The sequence below is a fragment of the Nonomuraea sp. NPDC001684 genome (assembly GCF_053596515.1).
The window spans coordinates 26,251-43,367 of record NZ_JBSFGJ010000035.1 but is presented as its reverse complement, the minus strand read 5'-3'; the positions used below and the strand labels follow the sequence as shown (position 1 = coordinate 43,367).

14 protein-coding genes are annotated in these 17,117 nt (G+C 72.2%); 8 read left to right on the top strand and 6 right to left on the bottom strand.

Annotated elements, in window-relative coordinates; genetic code table 11:
• Positions 1–2,601 (top strand): CocE/NonD family hydrolase (locus tag ACWCSD_RS10305; RefSeq protein ID WP_449913990.1); only part of this gene is annotated, 2,601 nt, incomplete at its 5' end.
• The gene (locus tag ACWCSD_RS10300; protein WP_358284530.1) at positions 2,598–3,446 is read left to right on the top strand and encodes an ABC transporter permease; all 849 of its coding nucleotides are present in this window, start codon (positions 2,598–2,600) and stop codon (positions 3,444–3,446) included. The genes ACWCSD_RS10305 and ACWCSD_RS10300, both read left to right, overlap by 4 nt.
• On the opposite strand, the gene ACWCSD_RS10295 is transcribed toward ACWCSD_RS10300, so the two are convergent.
• Positions 3,439–3,915, bottom strand: a complete 477-nt coding sequence (locus tag ACWCSD_RS10295; RefSeq protein WP_397163444.1) for a VOC family protein — start codon at positions 3,913–3,915, stop codon at positions 3,439–3,441. The genes ACWCSD_RS10300 and ACWCSD_RS10295 overlap by 8 nt on opposite strands.
• Positions 3,916–4,081: 166 nt before the next feature.
• A complete protein-coding gene (locus tag ACWCSD_RS10290; protein ID WP_449913987.1) occupies positions 4,082–4,873 on the bottom strand; it encodes a helix-turn-helix domain-containing protein in 792 nt (263 codons plus the stop codon).
• A gap of 88 nt (positions 4,874–4,961) precedes the next feature.
• Here ACWCSD_RS10290 and ACWCSD_RS10285 point away from each other — a divergent pair, with 88 nt between their 5' ends.
• The 3 genes from ACWCSD_RS10285 to ACWCSD_RS10275 all read left to right on the top strand — a co-directional run bounded on the left by ACWCSD_RS10285 (position 4,962) and on the right by ACWCSD_RS10275 (position 9,157).
• Positions 4,962–5,342, top strand: coding sequence for a nuclear transport factor 2 family protein (locus tag ACWCSD_RS10285; RefSeq protein ID WP_449913986.1), 381 nt, complete (start codon positions 4,962–4,964; stop codon positions 5,340–5,342).
• A 62-nt stretch (positions 5,343–5,404) separates the two neighbouring features.
• Entirely contained in the window at positions 5,405–6,124 is a 720-nt protein-coding gene (locus ACWCSD_RS10280; protein ID WP_449913985.1) for an MBL fold metallo-hydrolase, read from the top strand.
• Between the two features lie 984 nt (positions 6,125–7,108).
• The gene (locus ACWCSD_RS10275; RefSeq protein ID WP_358284520.1) at positions 7,109–9,157 is read left to right on the top strand and encodes an ATP-binding protein; all 2,049 of its coding nucleotides are present in this window, start codon (positions 7,109–7,111) and stop codon (positions 9,155–9,157) included.
• Positions 9,158–9,167: 10 nt separating this feature from the next.
• Here the strand turns inward: ACWCSD_RS10275 and ACWCSD_RS10270 are convergent, their stop codons facing one another.
• On the bottom strand, positions 9,168–10,088 hold the full coding sequence (locus ACWCSD_RS10270; RefSeq protein WP_397163438.1) for a terpene synthase family protein: 921 nt from the start codon (positions 10,086–10,088) through the stop codon (positions 9,168–9,170).
• A gap of 206 nt (positions 10,089–10,294) precedes the next feature.
• Positions 10,295–10,456: a hypothetical protein gene (locus ACWCSD_RS10265; RefSeq protein WP_397163437.1), complete on the bottom strand. Its 162-nt coding sequence runs from the start codon at positions 10,454–10,456 to the stop codon at positions 10,295–10,297.
• A 249-nt stretch (positions 10,457–10,705) separates the two neighbouring features.
• Here ACWCSD_RS10265 and ACWCSD_RS10260 point away from each other — a divergent pair, with 249 nt between their 5' ends.
• Together ACWCSD_RS10260 and ACWCSD_RS10255 are read left to right on the top strand one after the other, a co-directional pair.
• Positions 10,706–11,605, top strand: a complete 900-nt coding sequence (locus tag ACWCSD_RS10260; RefSeq protein ID WP_352359047.1) for a proteasome assembly chaperone family protein — start codon at positions 10,706–10,708, stop codon at positions 11,603–11,605.
• Between the two features lie 35 nt (positions 11,606–11,640).
• Entirely contained in the window at positions 11,641–12,681 is a 1,041-nt protein-coding gene (locus tag ACWCSD_RS10255) for a Gfo/Idh/MocA family protein (RefSeq protein WP_449913982.1), read from the top strand.
• Positions 12,682–12,697: 16 nt separating this feature from the next.
• Here ACWCSD_RS10255 and ACWCSD_RS10250 read toward each other — a convergent pair whose 3' ends face one another.
• Positions 12,698–13,480 (bottom strand): tyrosine-protein phosphatase, encoded by a 783-nt coding sequence (locus ACWCSD_RS10250; protein WP_387663842.1) that lies wholly within the window; start codon positions 13,478–13,480, stop codon positions 12,698–12,700.
• A 73-nt stretch (positions 13,481–13,553) separates the two neighbouring features.
• On the opposite strand from ACWCSD_RS10250, the gene ACWCSD_RS10245 reads away from it, so the two are divergent.
• Positions 13,554–14,561 carry a hypothetical protein gene (locus tag ACWCSD_RS10245; RefSeq protein WP_387663840.1) on the top strand — a complete coding sequence of 336 codons (1,008 nt, stop codon included), beginning with the start codon at positions 13,554–13,556 and terminating at the stop codon, positions 14,559–14,561.
• Between the two features lie 13 nt (positions 14,562–14,574).
• Here the strand turns inward: ACWCSD_RS10245 and ACWCSD_RS10240 are convergent, their stop codons facing one another.
• Positions 14,575–17,097 carry a tetratricopeptide repeat protein gene (locus ACWCSD_RS10240; protein WP_449913979.1) on the bottom strand — a complete coding sequence of 841 codons (2,523 nt, stop codon included), beginning with the start codon at positions 17,095–17,097 and terminating at the stop codon, positions 14,575–14,577.
• Between the last annotated feature and the right edge of the window lie 20 nt (positions 17,098–17,117).

Here is a 17,117-nt window from a genome sequence, read left to right as displayed (position 1 = left end):
CCCGTCGACGACCAGCGGGTGGAGCTCGACGCCACGTTCTTCCCGCCCGCCGGCGGCGGGAAGGCGCCCGCCGTGCTGGTCGCCCACGGGTTCGGCGGCAGCAAGCAGAGCGTCCGCCAGCAGGCCGCCCGCCTGGCCCAGGACGGCTACGCCGTGCTGACCTGGTCCGCGCGCGGCTTCGGCCGCTCCACGGGCGAGATCGCGCTCAACTCGCCCGACTACGAGGTCAAAGACGTCAAGCAGCTCGTCGACTGGCTGGCCAGGCGGCCCGAGGTGCGGCTCGACGCCGCCGGCGACCCGCGCGTGGGCATCACGGGCGGCTCGTACGGCGGGGCCATCGCCCTGATGGCCGCCGCCTACGACCAGCGCGTCGACGCCATCGTCCCGCAGATCACCTGGGCCGACCTGGCCGACGCCCTCTTCCCCAACGCCGCCGCCGGGTCCGCCACGGGCCCGCAGGCCGCGATCGGGCAGGGCGTGGCCGACGGCGTCTTCAAGCGCATGTGGGCGGGCATCTTCTTCGGCCAGGGCGTCTCCCTCGACACCTTCGCCGCCCAGTCCCGCCGCGAGGCCGCCGCCCCGCTGACCGTCGAGCAGGCCAGGTGCGGCCGCTTCCTGCCGGCGATCTGCGCCATCTACCAGCAGGTCGCCGAAGACGGCCGGACGACGCCCGAGGCCGTCGCGCTGCTGCGCAGATCCAGCCCGGTCACCGTGGCCGGCCGGATCAAGGCGCCCACCCTGCTGCTCCAGGGCCAGCGCGACTCCCTGTTCCCGCTCGCCCACGCCGACGCCAACGCCCGGGCCATCGCCGCCGCCGGCACGCCGGTGAGCTTGGCCTGGTTCGACGGCGGGCACGACGGCGGCAACGGCGAGGCCGACTGGCTCTACGACCAGTCCTCGGCCTGGTTCGCCCGCCACCTCAAGCGCGAGGCCGCGCCCGCGGTGAGCGCGTTCACCGTCACCCGTGACGGCGGCCGCGACCCCGGCACCCGCCAGCGCATCAGGCTCCACCCCGAGGCCGCCGCCTACCCCGGCCTGGCCGGCACCGACACCGCCACGGTGCGGCTCGCCGGCCCCGAGCAGAACGTCGTCAACCCGCCCGGCGGCGCCCCCGCCTCGATCTCGACCGTTCCCGGCGTCGGGGGGCTGCTGAGCGGCCAGGGCGGCGGCGCGGGCGTGTCCATCGACATGCCCGGCCAGAGCGCGGCGTTCGAGTCGCCGCCGCTCACCGCCCCGCTCCAGCTCACCGGCAGCCCCACGGTCAAGGTCAAGGTGTCGGGCAAGGGCCAGGCGACCCTGTTCGCCAAGCTCTACGACGTCGCCGACGCCGTCCAGCCGCCCGCGCTGCCTGCCGGGCTGGTGGCGCCGTTCCGGGTCACGATCCCCGAGGGGGCCGGCTCGGCCGAGGCCACGGTCACCCTGCCGGCCGTCGACCACCGGTTCGCCGTGGGCCACCGGCTGCGGCTGGTCGTGACCACGACGGACATGGGGTTCGCGACCCCGGCCGAGCCCGCCGCGTTCGGCGTCTCCCTGGCCTCGCCCGCGCTGGCCGTCCCCACGGTCCGCACGCTCGCCGCGCCGCCGACCGGGGTGGCCTGGTGGGTGTGGGCGATGCCGCTGGCCGCCGTGCTCGCCGCCGCCGTCCTCCTGGCCACCGGCCGTCCCTCGGGCCGCGGCTCGGCGGCGAAGGCCGGCGTGAGCCCGAACGGCGACCGGGCGTCGGAGGCGCCGGGCGGTGACGGCGGGCGTGAGGCGCCGGGCGGTGACGGCGGGCATGAGGCGCCGGGCGGTGACGGCGGGCGTGAGGCGCCGGGCGGTGACGGCGGGCATGAGGTGCCGGGCGGTGACGGCGGGCGTGAGGTGCCGTTGGAGATCGTCGGGCTGACCAAGGCGTACCGCAACGGCGAGCGGGCCGTCGACGGGCTGTCGTTCCGGGTCGAGCAGGGCCAGGTTCTCGGCCTCCTCGGCCCCAACGGCGCCGGCAAGACGACCACGATGCGGATGATGATGGGCCTGATCCGCCCCGACTCCGGCGAGATCCGGATCTTCGGCGACCCCGTCACCCCCGGGGCGCCCGTGTTGTCCAGGCTGGGCTCGTTCGTGGAGGGCCCCGGCTTCCTGCCCCACCTGTCCGGCCGCGACAACATCGAGCTCTACTGGGCCGCCACCGGCCGTCCCGCCGCCGACGCCCGCTTCGAGGAGGCGCTGGAGATCGCGGGCCTGGGCAAGGCGCTCGACCGCGCGGTGCGCACCTACTCCCAGGGCATGCGCCAGCGGCTGGCCATCGCCCAGGCCATGCTCGGCCTGCCCGACCTGCTGGTGCTCGACGAGCCCACCAACGGTCTCGACCCGCCCCAGATCCGGGAGATGCGCGAGGTGCTCAAGCGCTACGCGCGCGACGGCCGTACCGTCATCGTCTCCAGCCACATGCTGGCGGAGGTGGAGCAGACCTGCAGCCACGTGGTCGTCATGCACCGCGGCCGGCTGGTCTCCACCGGGCCCGTGTCGCGGCTGCTGAGCTCGGCGGCGGGCAACGGCAACGGGCACGGCGGTCCGCGCCTGGAAGACGTGTTCCTCGACCTCATCGGAGACAGATCATGACCGCCGCGCCCGGCTACGCGCCGCGCCGCACGCTGCCGCTGCGCGTGGAGATCGTCCGGCAGTTCAAGCGGCGGCGGACGCTGGTCATGTTCGGGCTGCTGCTGGCGTTGCCCTGGGTGCTGGTGATCGCGTTCCAGTTCGGGCCGCAGTCCGGCAACCAGGGGCAGTCGTCGGTGCGGATCAGCGACCTGGCCACCGCGAGCGGCCTGAACTTCGCCGCGTTCGCCCTGTCGGTGTCGGCGAGCTTCCTGCTGGTGGTGGCGGTCGCCCTGTTCTGCGGCGACACGGTGGCCGCCGAGGCCAACTGGTCGTCGTTGCGCTACCTGCTGGCCGCGCCGGTCCCCCGCGACCGCCTGCTGCGCCAGAAGCTGATCGTGGCGCTCGGCTTCTCGGCTGCGGCGGTGATCTGCCTGCCGCTGATGGCGCTGCTGGCCGGCACGGTCGCGTTCGGCTGGCACGACATCCAGGTGCCCGGCACCGGCGAGACGATCCCGGCGCTCGACGTGCTGCCCCGGTTCGGCATCGTGATCGGTTACGCCCTGGTCAGCCAGCTCGTGGTGGCGGCCCTGGCGTTCCTGGTCTCCACGGTGACCGACTCGCCGCTCGGCGCGGTGGGCGGGGCGGTGGGCCTGTGGATCGTGAGCACCATCCTGCAGGCGGTCGAGGCGCTGGGCACGCTGCGCGAGTTCCTGCCGACGTTCTGGAACAACGCGTGGCTGGACGCCCTGGCCCCCGAGCTCGACTGGAGCGGGATGGCCAAGGGCGCCTCGGTGTCGATCACCTATGCCGCGATCCTGATCGCCGTGGCCTTCCGCAGGTTCCGGCGCAAGGACGTGGTCAGCTGACGCCCTTGGCGGCGTCCTCCAGGCCCTTGATCTCGATCTTCCGCATGCCCAGCATGGCCTGCACCACCCGCTGGGCGGCGGCCGGGTCCGGCACGCTCATCAGCTCCTGCAGCGCCCTCGGGACGATCTGCCACGACAGGCCGTACCGGTCCTTCAGCCAGCCGCACTGCGACTCCTCGCCGCCGTCGGTGAGCCGGGCCCACAGGTCGTCGACCTCCTCCTGGGAGGCGCAGTCGACGTAGAGGGAGATCGCCTCGGTGAAGGTGAACTGCGGGCCGCCGTTCAGGGCGAGGAAGCGCTGCCCGGCCAGCTCGAAGGAGACCATCATGGCCTGCCCGGCAGGCCCGGGGCCGCCCTCCTGGTAGCGCTGGACGTCCAGGATGCGGGAGTCGGCGAAGATCGAGGTGTAGAACTCGGCCGCCTCTTCGGCCTGGTTGTCGAACCACAGGTAGGTCGTGATCTTCTGCATGTCGCCGGTCGTCCTTTCGAGACGTGTCGCGGGGGCCGGATCCGTGCCCGTCCCCTTCCTTTCATCGACGCGTCGAACGGGACGGGGGCGGATCGACACGCGTCCCGAAGAATTTTGAAAAAAGTCTGAGACGTCGCGGAAGGTCTTGGCGCCGGCACGGACGGCGTCAGGCGGAGGATTCTGTGGCCGCCGTCCTGAAGAAGCGGGCGGTGTCGTCGTCGGCGGGGAAGTACGCCTCGACGGCGATCTCCTCAAGCGTGACGTCGAAGGCCGCGCCGAACGTCGTGATGGTGTTGATGAAACACAACTCCGCGCCGCGGTGGCGGATGCGGACGGGCAGCGCGATCTCGGCCGGATCCGGTGGCCGCGGATCGCCCGCGGGACCGTAGGACAGCACCTCCTCGTACAGCGCGCTCAGTTCGGCGTCACCGCTCTGCGCCACCTGACGGGCGAGCCGGGGCAGCAGGAATCCGCGGACCTGCCCGAGGTTGAGCAGCCGCGAGGCGAACCCGCCCGGGTGCAGACCGAGCCGCATCATGTTGACCGGCGGCCGGAGCAGCGCCGCGTCGACGCCTTCCAGGAAGACGTCGATCGCCGAGTTGGCGAACAGCAGGTTCCAGCGCCGGTCCACCGCCAGCGCCGGATACGGCTCGTGCCCGCGCAGGATCTGCTCCAGGACGTTCCGCGCCGAGGCCAGGTGCGGGTCCTTCAGCGGCCGTTCGCGGACGACGGGCGCGTGACCGGCCGCGACCAGCAGGCGGTTGCGTTCCCGCAGCGGGACCCCCAGATGCTCGGCCAGGCGCAGCACCATCGCACTGCTGGGGATGGTCCGTCCCGTCTCGACGAAGCTGACGTGCCTGGCGGACACGTCCGCCTGCAGCGCCAGATCGAGCTGGCTGAGCCCCCTGCGACGCCGCCACTCGCGCAGCAACTCGCCGATCGGCCGGTCCTGGTTCATCCGGCGATTATCGCCGCACCCCGCTGACCTGCGCGATTACATGCCATGTAATCGACACCGCAGGGCGAGCGCTGCGACGGTGTCCCCCATGAACGACAGCAGCACCACCACCCGCAACAGGCACCTGGTCCTCGACGGCTTCGCCCGGTTCGCGGCCGGGGACATCGACGTGCTCCGCACGCTCCTGCACGAGGACTTCGTCGAGCACAGCCCGGGCAATCCGTCCGGGCGGGACGCGTTCATCGCCCACATCGCCGAGGCTCCCGTGGCGCGTGCCCGGCTCGACCTCAAGCGGGTCATCGCCGACGACGATCACGTGGTGATCCACTACCTCATGACCTCGGACGACGACCCGCGCGGCGTCGCCGTCGTCGACATCTGGCGGCTGGCCGGCGGGCAGATCGTCGAGCACTGGGACGTGGTGCAGCCGGTGCCGGAAGCGGCGCAGGTTCCGCACGGAATGCTCTGAGGCGAGGCGCGTGCGGCAGACATCCACCCGTTCCACGATCGGCGCCCGGCGCCGGAGGTCCCATGAAACTCGCTCCCCATCTGCACCGCCTCGGCAATGACGTCGTGGCCTGCCATCTCGTCGACACAGGCGAGGGCATCACGCTCATCGACGCCGGGCTGCCCGGCCACTGGCGGGATCTGCAGCGCGAACTCCGTTCCCTGGGCAAGTCCGTGGACGACATCCGGGGACTCGTCCTGACCCACGGCGACTCCGACCACCTCGGTTTCGCCGAACGCCTGCGAAGTGAGCACGGGGTGCCGGTGTTCGTGCACGCCGCCGACGCCGTTCGCGCCCGTACCGGACAGAAGCCCAAGATCGCGGTCGGGCCTGTGCGGCTCGGGCCGGCGGTCGGATTCCTCGGGTACTCCATCCGCAAGAACGGGCTGCGCACCCGCCACGTCCGCGAGGTCACCGAGATCGGTGACGGCGACGTCCTGGACCTGCCCGGGAGCCCGGTGATCGTGGGCATGCCGGGGCACTCGCCCGGGAGTGTGGCGGTGCACGTCCCGCTCGCCGACGCCGTCTTCGTCGGGGACGCCCTGACCACCCGGCACGTCCTCACCGGCCGCGAAGGCCCCCAACCGGCCCCCTTCACCGACGACCCGGCCCAGGCACTCGTCTCCCTCGACCGGATCGCCCGGCTGCCGGCGTCCTGGGTGCTCCCCGGCCACGGCGCCCCCTGGCGCACCTCACCGGCCCGGGTGAGCGAGACGGTCCGCGCGGGTGGCGTCGGCGGGTAGCCGAGCGCTGCTCGGGTCCGGTTCAAGGAGCTGGCCTGTGACGACTCACCTGCACGAGCAGAGGCGGCCGGTGACATCGACTGACGGCCCGGCGCGCCTTCCTGGTCACCGGCGGGAGCATCCCCGACTGGGACCCGCCCGCCTCAGGAGCGGCACGCCATCCGCCCGCCTTCCTGGTCATCGGCGGGGAGCAGCACCGGCTGGACCCGCCTGCCTCACGTGCTGCACGCCATCCGCGCGCCCCGCCCCCGGACCAGGCCCGGCCCGGAGCCGCGGGGGCCTGCGAGGGCGACCGCATCGCCGCGTGGCGGCCGCGAAGGCCGCGAAGGTCATGGAGGTCATGGAGGTCATGAAGGCCGCTCGCCGTCCTTCGACGTGGCCGGCCGCCGCGCCCGTTCAGCCGTCGAGTGTGACGTGCCGACGAGCGCTCATGGCATCGATCGGCTCGAACGTCATCGCGGTATCGCCGCCCGGTACGGCAACCCGCTGTCCGCCTCACGAAAGCCGCCGTCATTGAGACATGCCCTAATGGGGCGAGTGGGATTCGGCGGGATACAAAGTTACGTACCGGGATAGGGCGGGCCTGAGTGCGATGGGCCGGAAAGGGGAATCAGGCGGGCCGTTTCGGGAACGGCCGGGAGCCGGCAAAGCGGGCGCCCGGCCACAGGGCGGCGCGGGCGGCCAGGTCAGCCCCAGTGCGGAGGCTTGTTGTCGAGGTAGAAGGCGTCGGCGTCGGCTTCACGCCAGTCGCCCCAGCCGAGGTCGGTGTCGTCCGAAGTCTGCTCCGGGAGAAATTCGTCCACGGAAAACATGCTACCGAGATGTACAAACCCACACCGGTCGTCTTCCCGGCTGCACGGACAGCCCCCGCGCCCGGCGGTACGATGCCAGGGCAGGTGTCGCCGATCCCCCGTGAGGCTGCGCATGGCCACCCCTACAGGCTGGCGGAGAGAAGGCAATCTACCGGCGGAGCTCACCAGCTTCGTGGGGCGGACCCGGTTACTCGCCAACCTCAAGCGGCATCTCGCCGAGTCCCGGCTGGTGACCGTCACCGGCATCGGCGGGGTGGGCAAGTCGCGCACGGTGCTGCGGCTGGCGCACCAGGTCCGCACGCAGTACCCCGACGGCGTGTGGTTCGCCGACCTGGCCCGGCTGCAGGACGCGGGCATGGTCAAGCACACGATCGCCTCGGCGCTCGGCATCGCCGACCAGTCCTCGCGGGCGGAGTCGGAGTCGTTGTCGGAGTGGGTCGGCGAACGCGACATGCTGCTCATCATCGACACCTGCGAACACCTCGTGCAGGGCTGCGCCGAGCTGGTCCACGAGCTGCTGGAGGCCGCGCCCAACCTGAAGGTGCTGGCCACGAGCAGGCAGTCGCTGCATCTGCCGTACGAGCAGGTGGTGCCGGTGCCGCCGCTGGTGGTGCCCGGCGACGACCCGACGGAGAACCTGTTCACCAACGAGTCGGTGCAGTTGTTCGCGCTGCGGGCCGGGGCGGTCGTGCCCGACTTCCAGCTCGACGAGGACAACATCGGCGCTGTGGCCGAGCTGTGCCGCAGGCTCGACGGCATCCCGCTGGCGATCGAGCTGGCGGCGGTGCGGCTGCGCGCCCTGTCGGTGGAGCAGATCCTCGGGCTGCTGGCCGACCGGTTCAGCCTGCTGGCCGGCGCGAGCCGTACGGCGCTGCCGCGCCATGCGACGCTGCGGGCGGCGATCGGCTGGAGTCACGAGCTGTGCGAGCCCGCCGAGCGGCTGCTGTGGGCGCGGCTGTCGGTGTTCGCCGGCGACTTCGAGCTCGACGCGGCCAGGTTCGTCTGCTCCGACGGGCGCCTGCCCTCGGAGGACATCACCGATCTGGTCACCGGGCTGGTGGAGAAGTCGATCCTGATGATCAGGAGCCACCACTCCGGCGTCCGCTACAAGCTGATCGACACGCTGGCCGAGTACGGCGAGGAGTGGCTGGACAAGCTCGGCCAGGCCCAGCAGATGCGGCAGCGCCACCTGGAGTACTACCTGAGCCTGGCCCAGCGCAGCGAAGACGCGTGGTCGGGTCCGCGGCAGATCTACTGGTTCGTGCGCATGCGTCAGGAGCACGACAACGTGCGGGTCGCGCTGGAGCACGCGTTGTCCTCGTCCATGCGCAGCGGCTCGGCGCTCACGCTGCTGGCGTCGTTGTGGTTCATGTGGGTGTGCTGCGGTTTCGTCCGGGAGGGGCGGCTCTACCTCGAACGCGCGCTGGAGGCCAACCCCTCGCCGAGCAAGGAGCGCTGCAAGGCCCTGTGGGTGCTGTCCTACGTGCGCAGCGCGCAGGGTGACAGCGAGGGCGCGCTGGCGGCGGCCGAGCAGTGCAGCACGGAGGCCGTCCGGGTGGGCGACTCCAGGGCGGTGATCCTGGCCTCGAAGATGCAGGGCACGGCCGCGCTGCTCCAGGGCGACCTGCAGAAGGCCAGCGCGCTGCTGGGCGTGGCGATCGAGTTCAACACCGACAACAAGGAGCTCAACCCGGGCCTGCTGCCCGCGATCGTCGAGCTGTCGCTGGTGTTGTCGGCGCAGGGCGAGCTGTTCGAGGCCGAGTCGCTGCTCCAGGACTGCCTTCAGGTGTGCCGGGAGCGCGGCGAGCTGTGGGTCAGCTCGTACGCCCAGTGGGCGATGTCGCGCACGAGGCTCGCGACCGGCAGGCCGGGCGAGGCGCTGCACAACGCCCGCGAGGGCCTGCGGATCAAGCGGCACTTCCACGACACGCTGGGCACGCTGCTGGTGCTGGAGACGACCGCGCGCATCCTCATCGCGCTCAAGCAGGCGCCGACGGCGGCCAAGCTGCTGGGCGCGTTGCAGCAGAACTGGCGGACGGCCGGCCTGCCGCAGATGGGCGCCCCGTTCCTGACCGACGACCACGACGCGTGCGTCGAGGACTGCAAGTCGATGATGGGCGAGCTGGCCTACAAGAACGCCTTCGAGAACGGCGCCCGCCTCGACCTCGACGAGGCGTCCACGCTCGCGCTCGGCGACCTGGACGCCCCGGCCGAGGACTGATCCCGGGGCCTCACACGGCCTGGGGCCAGCGGGTCCCCTCCGGCCACGCGTGCACGTAGCGCGCGCTGCCGAGCGAGAACTCGATGTGCCCGCGTACCCAGTGCTCAAGGCCGCGGACGTACGTGCGGACGGGCGGCGGGGCCCACTTCTCCAGCGCCGCGCGCCGGTCGAGGAAGGCGGCGAGCGCCTGGTTGTGCATGTCGGAGACCTCCAGGAGGGCGTCCTGGAGGGTGAGGTTCCGGTGGGTGGCCAGCACGGTGACGAGGTTGTGCCGGGCCTTGTCGTTGTCGCACTCCTTGGCGTAGGAGAGCAGGTCGTTGTCCCAGCCGATGAGGTCGCAGGCCAGGTCCGACAACATCCGCACGTCGGGATGGTGCCACTCCTCGGCTTCGAGGCGGTAGCCGCCGCCGGCGTCGATGAGGGCGAAGCAGGTGTAGGTGGCTCCGGTGATGCGGCGCATGAGGATGTAGTCCTGCGGGGTGGGGATCAGGTCGGCCTCCCGGTTGGCCGCCTCCCAGATCTGGGCGAACAGGTACTCCTTGACCGTGATGCGCCACCGGTCCACCTGCGCCGGGGTGGAGGTGGAGACGATGCGATGGAGGAGCTCGTTGAGAGCGAGCCCGAAGGGGTCGTCGTCGTCGGGCTTCCTGCGGTCGTCCAGGATCTCCAGGAGCGGCGGCAGGGCGCGGGCGAGCGCGGAGGCCCGGTGCCCCATCAGCTCGCCCTCGCAGAAGGCGTCGTCGAACGCGAAGAGCCAGTTGTACCAGTCGTTGATCAGCCGGAGGCTGTCGCGCGGGACCTCGGGGTTGGTACGGGCGGCGAGCAGGCCGATCTTGGAACGCCGGAAGTGCTCGATGGTGTCGGCGTCCTTGAGCATGCTGGAGGCGGCCAGCCACGCATGGCTCTCCACGTCGACCTCCGCGGCATGCACGTTGATCTCGTTGGGGAACGGGCATGGGAGCGGAGGAATGTGGAGCGGTCGCCTACTGAAGGAATGCGCAGAAGTTGCCACGCCCTTCAGCATGACAATCGGCTGTTCAAAAGGCCACACTCGACAACTTGGAGCCCTTTAATGCCTTTTTCACACTATGGATCCCTCCAAAGGAACCGGTGGATAAACTGGGCATTTGCCAACATTCAGGCCAGGCCCAATGCCGACAGGACGCCGTCCCGCTGATCGGCTCCCGTCTCCGGCAGCGCTCTGACCACGGCCGACTCCTGCGTGAACCCGCCCCCGGGAAGCGGCCCGTGCGCGCGGTCGCAGGCGCGGCCGGAGCCGGATCCAGACGCGACGATCATTCACCGGGCTCCGCGCGGCCATGATCGGCCGCCACCATCAGCAAAATGTCACCTTTGATGAGGGCGAGATTGACCGCAACGCCAGCCTCCGGCGTCGGCGGGCGACATCCTGGAGCCGCCGCGCCGGCCAGGGCGGCCCCCCGCCTCCGACCGGATGCCGGATTGTGCCTCGATAGGGTGCCTTGCGCGGAATCGATCCGACTCGCCATAGGTTCTGGGGAAGAGTACCTAGGGAAAGGCTGTCCAACCGTGTTCGACCCGAAGGATCTCTACAGGCTCGCAGACGACGCGCCCGAGCTGACCGATCCGGTGTTGCTGTACCACTTCGACGGTTTCGTCGACGCGGGCGGCGCCGGACGCCTCGCGCTGGGCCACCTGCTGGCCGAGCTGGAGCACCGGGTCGTGGCGACGTTCGACGTGGACCGGTTGCTCGACTACCGGTCCCGGCGGCCCATCATGACCTTCGACACCGACCGCTGGGTCGAGTGTGAGAGCCCCGAGCTCGCCGTCCATGTCGCCCATGACGCCACGGGCACGCCGTTCCTGTTGATGAGCGGCCCGGAGCCGGACCGGGAATGGGAGCTGTTCACCCGCGCGGTGGGAGAGCTGCTGGACCGGCTGAAAGTGAGCAAGATCGTCACGCTGCACGGCATCCCGATGGCGGTGCCGCACACGCGTCCGCTGGGCATCACCATGCACGCCAGCCGGCCCGAGCTGATCAACTCCCAGACCAGTGCCTTCGGCCGGGTCCAGGTTCCGGGGAGCGCGGCCGCGCTGCTGGAGCTGCGGCTGGGCGCGCAGGGGCACGACGCGGTCGGGTACGCGGTGCACGTGCCGCACTACCTGTCGCAGGCGGAGTACCCGACGGCGGCGGTGACCGGGCTGGAGGCGGTGACGCGGGGCACCGGCCTGGTGTTCCCGATGGAGGCGCTGCGCGACGCGGCCCACCGTACGACGGCGGAGATCGAGGAGCAGATCCAGGCGTCCTCGGAGCTGTCGACCGCCATCAGCGGGCTGGAGCAGCAGTACGACGCGTTCGCGGGCGGCACGGAGCGGCAGAACCTGATGGCCGAGACGACCCCGATGCCCACGGGCGACGAGCTGGCCGCCCAGTTCGAACGTTTCCTGGCCGAACGCGACGACGAGTGACGGGCGGCCCGGGCCGTACCGGCTAACCTGGGCGGATGAGCGAGATCCGGGTCGGCCTGATCGGATACGGCACCGCGGGCGCGTACTTCCACGCCCCGCTCGTCCATGCCACTCCGGGCCTGCGGCTGTCGGCGGTCGTGACGCGCAATCCGGAGCGGCAGGCCGAGGTGGCCCACCGGTACGGCGCGGCCGGCGTGCCGGACGTGCGTGAGCTGTGGGAGCACAGCGACCTCGTGGTGGTCGCCTCCCCCAACCGCACGCACGTGAGCATGGCCGCCGCCGCGCTCGCCGAGGGCCTGCCCGTCGTCGTGGACAAACCGGTCGCCCGCACCGCCGAGGAGGCCCGCGAGCTGGTCCGGCTGGCCGAGCAGGCCGGCGTCATGCTGACGGTGTTCCAGAACCGGCGCTGGGACGGCGACTTCCGCACCGTGCGGCGGCTGATCGCCGAGGGGCGGCTCGGCGACGTGCTGCGCTACGAGTCGAGGTTCGAGCGCTGGCGGCCGGTGCCCAAGGGCGGCTGGCGGGAGACCGGCGGCGCGGAGGAGATCGGCGGCCTGCTCTACGACCTGGGCAGCCACCTGGTCGACCAGGCGTTGCAGCTGTTCGGCCCGGCGCATGAGGTCTACTGCGAGAGCGACGTGCGGCGGCCCGGCGTGGCCTCCGACGACGACACGTTCATCGCGCTGCGGCACGCGGGCGGCGTGCGTTCCCACCTGTGGGCCAGCTCGGTGGCGGCCCGGCTCGGGCCGCGGCTGCGGGTGCTGGGCTCGGCGGGCGCGTACGTCAAGCACGGCATGGACGTGCAGGAGGAGCGCCTGCGGGCGGGCCTGACCCCCGACTCCCCCGGGTTCGGCGCCGACGAGGAGAGCCGCTGGGGCCTGCTCGGCACCGACGACGACGCCCGGCCCGTTCCCACCGAGCCGGGCGCGTACCTGGACTTCTACCGCGGGGTGGAACGCGCCCTGCGCGAGGGCGCGCCGCCGCCGGTCGACCCGCGCGGCTCGATCGACACGCTGGCCGTCATCGAGGCCGCCCACCTGTCGGCCGCGCAGCGCATGGTCGTCCACCTGGGGTGACAGCTGGGCTGGCTGATCAGTCGCGCAGGCGGGCGCGCAGGGCCGCGTCGTCGGCGTCGGTCCAGCCGTGGCCGCGCAGCCAGCCCATCGGGCCGTCGAATCGGTCGTCCAGCACCTTGAGGAACTGCTCGATGTAGCGGGCCCGGGGCCGGTGGTCGTCCGCCGGGCGGGAGTCGAGGTCGTCCCGGTAGGTGTCGCTGGCGCGCAGGCGCTTGAGTATCAGCTCCAGGCGCTCGCCCGTGGCCACGTAGTCCCGCACGATGGCCTCGCGGGTGGCCCCGGCGACCTCCAGCGCCAGCGCCGACAGCACGCCGGTGCGGTCCTTGCCCGCCGCGCAGTGCACCAGCGCGGCGCCGTCGTCGAGGGCCATGGCGCGCAGGGCCGCCACGACGGCGTCAGGACGGTCGCGCAGGTAGCCGAAGTAGAAGCCGGTCACGCGCAGCTCCTCGTCGACGTCCCGTTCCTGCCAGGGCAGCACGCGGTCGCCGTCGATGGAGTCGGCCTCGACGTCGGTGTGCCTGCCGCCCTCGGCGAACAGCGTCAGATGGTGGTGGGTCACCTCCGGCACCCGGGTGAGCGGGCCGGGGCCCTCCAGGTTGACCTCGGCGGTCGAGCGCAGGTCCACGACGTGGCGCAGGTTCAGCTCGCCCACCAGGAGCGACACGTCCGCCGGGGTGAGGCCCTGCAGGTTGTCGGCTCGGAAGATCCGGCCGCGGCGGGTGAGCCCGCCGTCACGGGTGGGAAGTTCGCCCAGGTCACGTACGTTGACGGCGCCTTCCAGATCGATCCATCTTGTCATCTCATCCATTACTTCGACCTTATATGTCGGCCAATCATGAGCGGATTCCTTGTTCATAACGCAGCATGAACGTATGGATCCACGCGCGCTGCCTCCCCGGCTGGTGATCGATCCATCGCTGCCCCCGGACGTCTCGGTCGAGTTGCGGTCGAGCCCGCACATCCTTCATATGGCCCGTTCCGGCAGGCGGATGGATCCCAGTTTCAGCCCCGCCCTGCTCTTCGCGCTTCCGGCCCTGCTGGTGATGGTCCTGATCGTGACCAGCAGCCTCGAGGTCGTCTTCGTGGCCGGGCTCGGCATGGGGCTGATCGCCCTGATCCGGTGGATGGCGTTGGACAGCTCCCACCGGATCGTCAAACGACGACTACGACTCGCCACCGCCCACGCCGACCACTACGTCCTCCCCGAGGACCTCGACCGTCCCTGCCAGGTGCTGCTGCGCCGCGCCCAGGACGCGGCCACGGCCGTGCTCAACTCCAAGGTGCACAAGGCCGGGCTGATCGACTCGGCGGAGAACCAGGTGTCGCTGCCCGAGGAGGTCTGGCAGATAGCTCACCGGCTGCGGCGGCTGTCGTCGATGCACGCCGAGCAGGGCAGGCTCATCCCCCGCGAGCTGCCGCCCGGCATGGAGGACGCCTTCAAGCCGTACACCAGCGCCCTCGACGCCGCCTGGACCTCGCTCTCGCACCGCGTACGCCACCTGGAGAAGTACGCCAAGCAGGTGCTCAAGGCCGACAAGGTGTACCACGCGCACAGACGCCTGGAGGCGCTGGCCGCCAAGACCCCCGAGTACCAGCAGCTGCTCGCCGACACCGTACGGGACGAGCTCGCGCACGAGCGCATCAGGGAGCTGTCCGACCAGGCGGCCCACGTCCGCAAGCTGTTCGAGGAGAGCGTGCTGCAGGCCAGGCAGGCGGCGGGCGAGCTGCTGAGAAGCCCCTTCAGCGACGCCTACGGCACCGGCGCGCTCGGCCCCCGCACCGGCGGGCACGACCGCGCCGCGCACCGCACGACCGGCCCGCGTGACCGGCACGATCGCGGCGCGACCGGCCCGCAGCGACACCCCTCGCGCGACTCCTGACCCCCGCGGGCGGTCAGGGCCGGGCCTGCCGCAGGAGCTCCAGGGTGCGGCGCATGCCCGCCTCGTTCCCCAGGCTGCGGTAGATCTCCCTGGCCTGCTCCAGCGGCCCGACCGCCGCGTCCGGCCCGCCCGCGTCGAGGTGCGCCTCGCCGAGGTAGCGCAGGCTCCTGGCCATCCACCAGCGGTCCTCCAGCTCCTGGAACCCGCGTACGGCGCGGCGCAGCTCGTGCTCGGACTCCGCGATCCGGCCCAGCCGGGCCAGGGCGCGCCCGGCCGACACCGCGGTGCGCGCCACCCCCCACGAGTCGCCGAGCGCCACCAGGATCTCCTCGGCCCGCCGGACGTACTCCAGCTCGCGCAGCCCGCCCGCCGGATCGCCCACCTCGCCCGCGGCGCGCAGGCAGCGGGCCTCCTCCCACAGCTCGCCGCGCTGCCGGAACATCTCGGCCGCCCGGTCGAGGCTGAACCCGGCCCTGACGAACAGGGCGTCGGAGGCCCGGTGGTCGCCGGCCCGGCGCTCGCCGCGCGCCTGGGCGGCCAGCACCTCGCCGTAGACGCGCAGGGTCTGGGCCTCGGAGTAGCGGTTGCCCGCCCGCTGGAAGATCTCCAGGGCGTCTTCGAGCAGGTCGCGGGCCTCCTCGGGACGGCGTTCCGCCATGCGCATCTCGGCCAGGTTGCGCTGGGTGCGGGCCATCCACCACAGGTCGTCCTCGTGCTTGAACGCGGTGATCGCCCCGATCAGGTAGTCCTGGGCGCGGTCGAGGTGCCCGCCGCTGATCAGGGTCATGCCGACCGTGCGCCTGGCCCTGGCCGCCCACCAGGTCTCGCCGAGGTCGCCGAAGATCTCCAGCGCCTGCTCGGCCTCGCGCAGAGCGCGCTCGCGCAGGCCCATGCCGCCGCGCACGATCGCGCTGTTCAGCAGCGCGATGGCCAGCGCGCGCCGGTCACCGGTACGCCGGCCCGCCTCGCAGCCGATGTCGGCGACGTCCGCCCAGTCGGCCCAGTAGGCCCGCAGCGAGTGGCACAACGAGCAGAACGCCCTGCTCAGCCCCCAGGTCAGCTCCCAGAGCCGGAGCTGCGCGGCCAGGTTGATCATGGCGAGCAGGGACAGCCGCTCGGCGTTGAGCCAGTCGCCCGCCCCGAGCTGGCCCTCGGCGTCGGCGCGCCGGCCGCCCTTGCTCCAGTCCTGCGGCCAGCGGTTCTGGGCGGCCTCCTCGGCCCGGCGGCGGTAACCGTGCAGGACGCGCTCGACGGCGGCCCTGCGGCGTTCCTCCTCGTCCTGGCCGGCCAGCTCGGCGGCGAACACCCGGACCAGGTCGTGCAGGCGGTAGCGCATCGCGCCGGTCTGGTCGGTGCCGGAGCACTCGGCGAGCTGGGCGTCGATCAGCGCTTCGAGCTGGTCGGCGCCGTCGAGGCCGGAGATGTCGAGCAGCTCGCCGGCCACCCAGCCGGGCACGTCGGGCGCGGGCAGCGCGCTGAGCAGGCGCAGCAGGCGGCGCTGGATGCCGGTGCAGTCGTCGTAGCTGAGCTGCACGGAGGCCCGCACGCTCTTGTCCACGCCCTGGGCCACCTCCAGCTGGTCGAGACGGCGGCGCTCGTCGGTCAGCCGCCCGGCCATCTCGCGCATGGTCCACTGCTCGCGGGTGGCCAGCCGGCCGCCGCAGATGTTGATCGCCAGCGGCAGGTGGTCGCAGAGCCGGACGATCTCCTTGGCCGACTCCAGGTCGTCCACGACCCGCGCGCCGCCGGCCAGCCGGGCCAGCAGCTCCACGCCTTGCGCCTCGGTGAGCACGCCGAGCCGGGTGTCGTGGGTGCCGTCCAGGAACAGCGGGGAGCGCGAGGTGACCAGCACCGCGCAGCCCGGCTCGGCCGGGATCAGCGGTTTGACCTGGGCGGCGTCGTGGGCGTTGTCCAGGCCGATGAGGATCTTGCGGCCCTTGGTCCAGGTCAGCCAGAGGGTGCGCAGCTCGTCGAGGCCGCCGGGGTCGGTGGCCAGGCGCACGCCCAGGCCGCGCAGGAAGCCGATCAGCACCTCCTCGGGGCGTACCGGGGCGTCGACGCCGCCGCGCAGGTCGGCGTGCAGCCGGCCGTCGGGGAACCAGTCGGCGACCTCCTGCCCGAACCTGGTCATCAGCGCCGACTTGCCGACGCCGCCGCGGCCGTACACGGAGACGACCAGGGGCGGGGACAGGTCGGAGGACTTGCGGCGGGCGGCGAAGACCTCGCGCAGGGTGGCGAGGGAGTCGGCGCGCCCGGTGAAGTGCTCGGGCACGGGCGGCCACTGGTCGGGCGGCCGCCCGCCGGGCTCGGGCGCGGGCGTGGCGCGCCGCCGGGGCGTGGCCTCGGTGGTGGCCCACGTGGTCACGCCGACGAGCAGCGCGGCCGCGAGCGTCACGCCGATCTTGGCCATCGGCGGGATGTCCCACTCCAGCGAGGCGGCCAGCACACTGGCGGCGCCGGCCGCGAGCCCCGCCGAGACGGGCGCTGCCCATGTGACCCGCTTACGTCGCGGTTTGTCCGGTAAGTTTCCCGGCACCGAACACCCCCTTCCGGGGG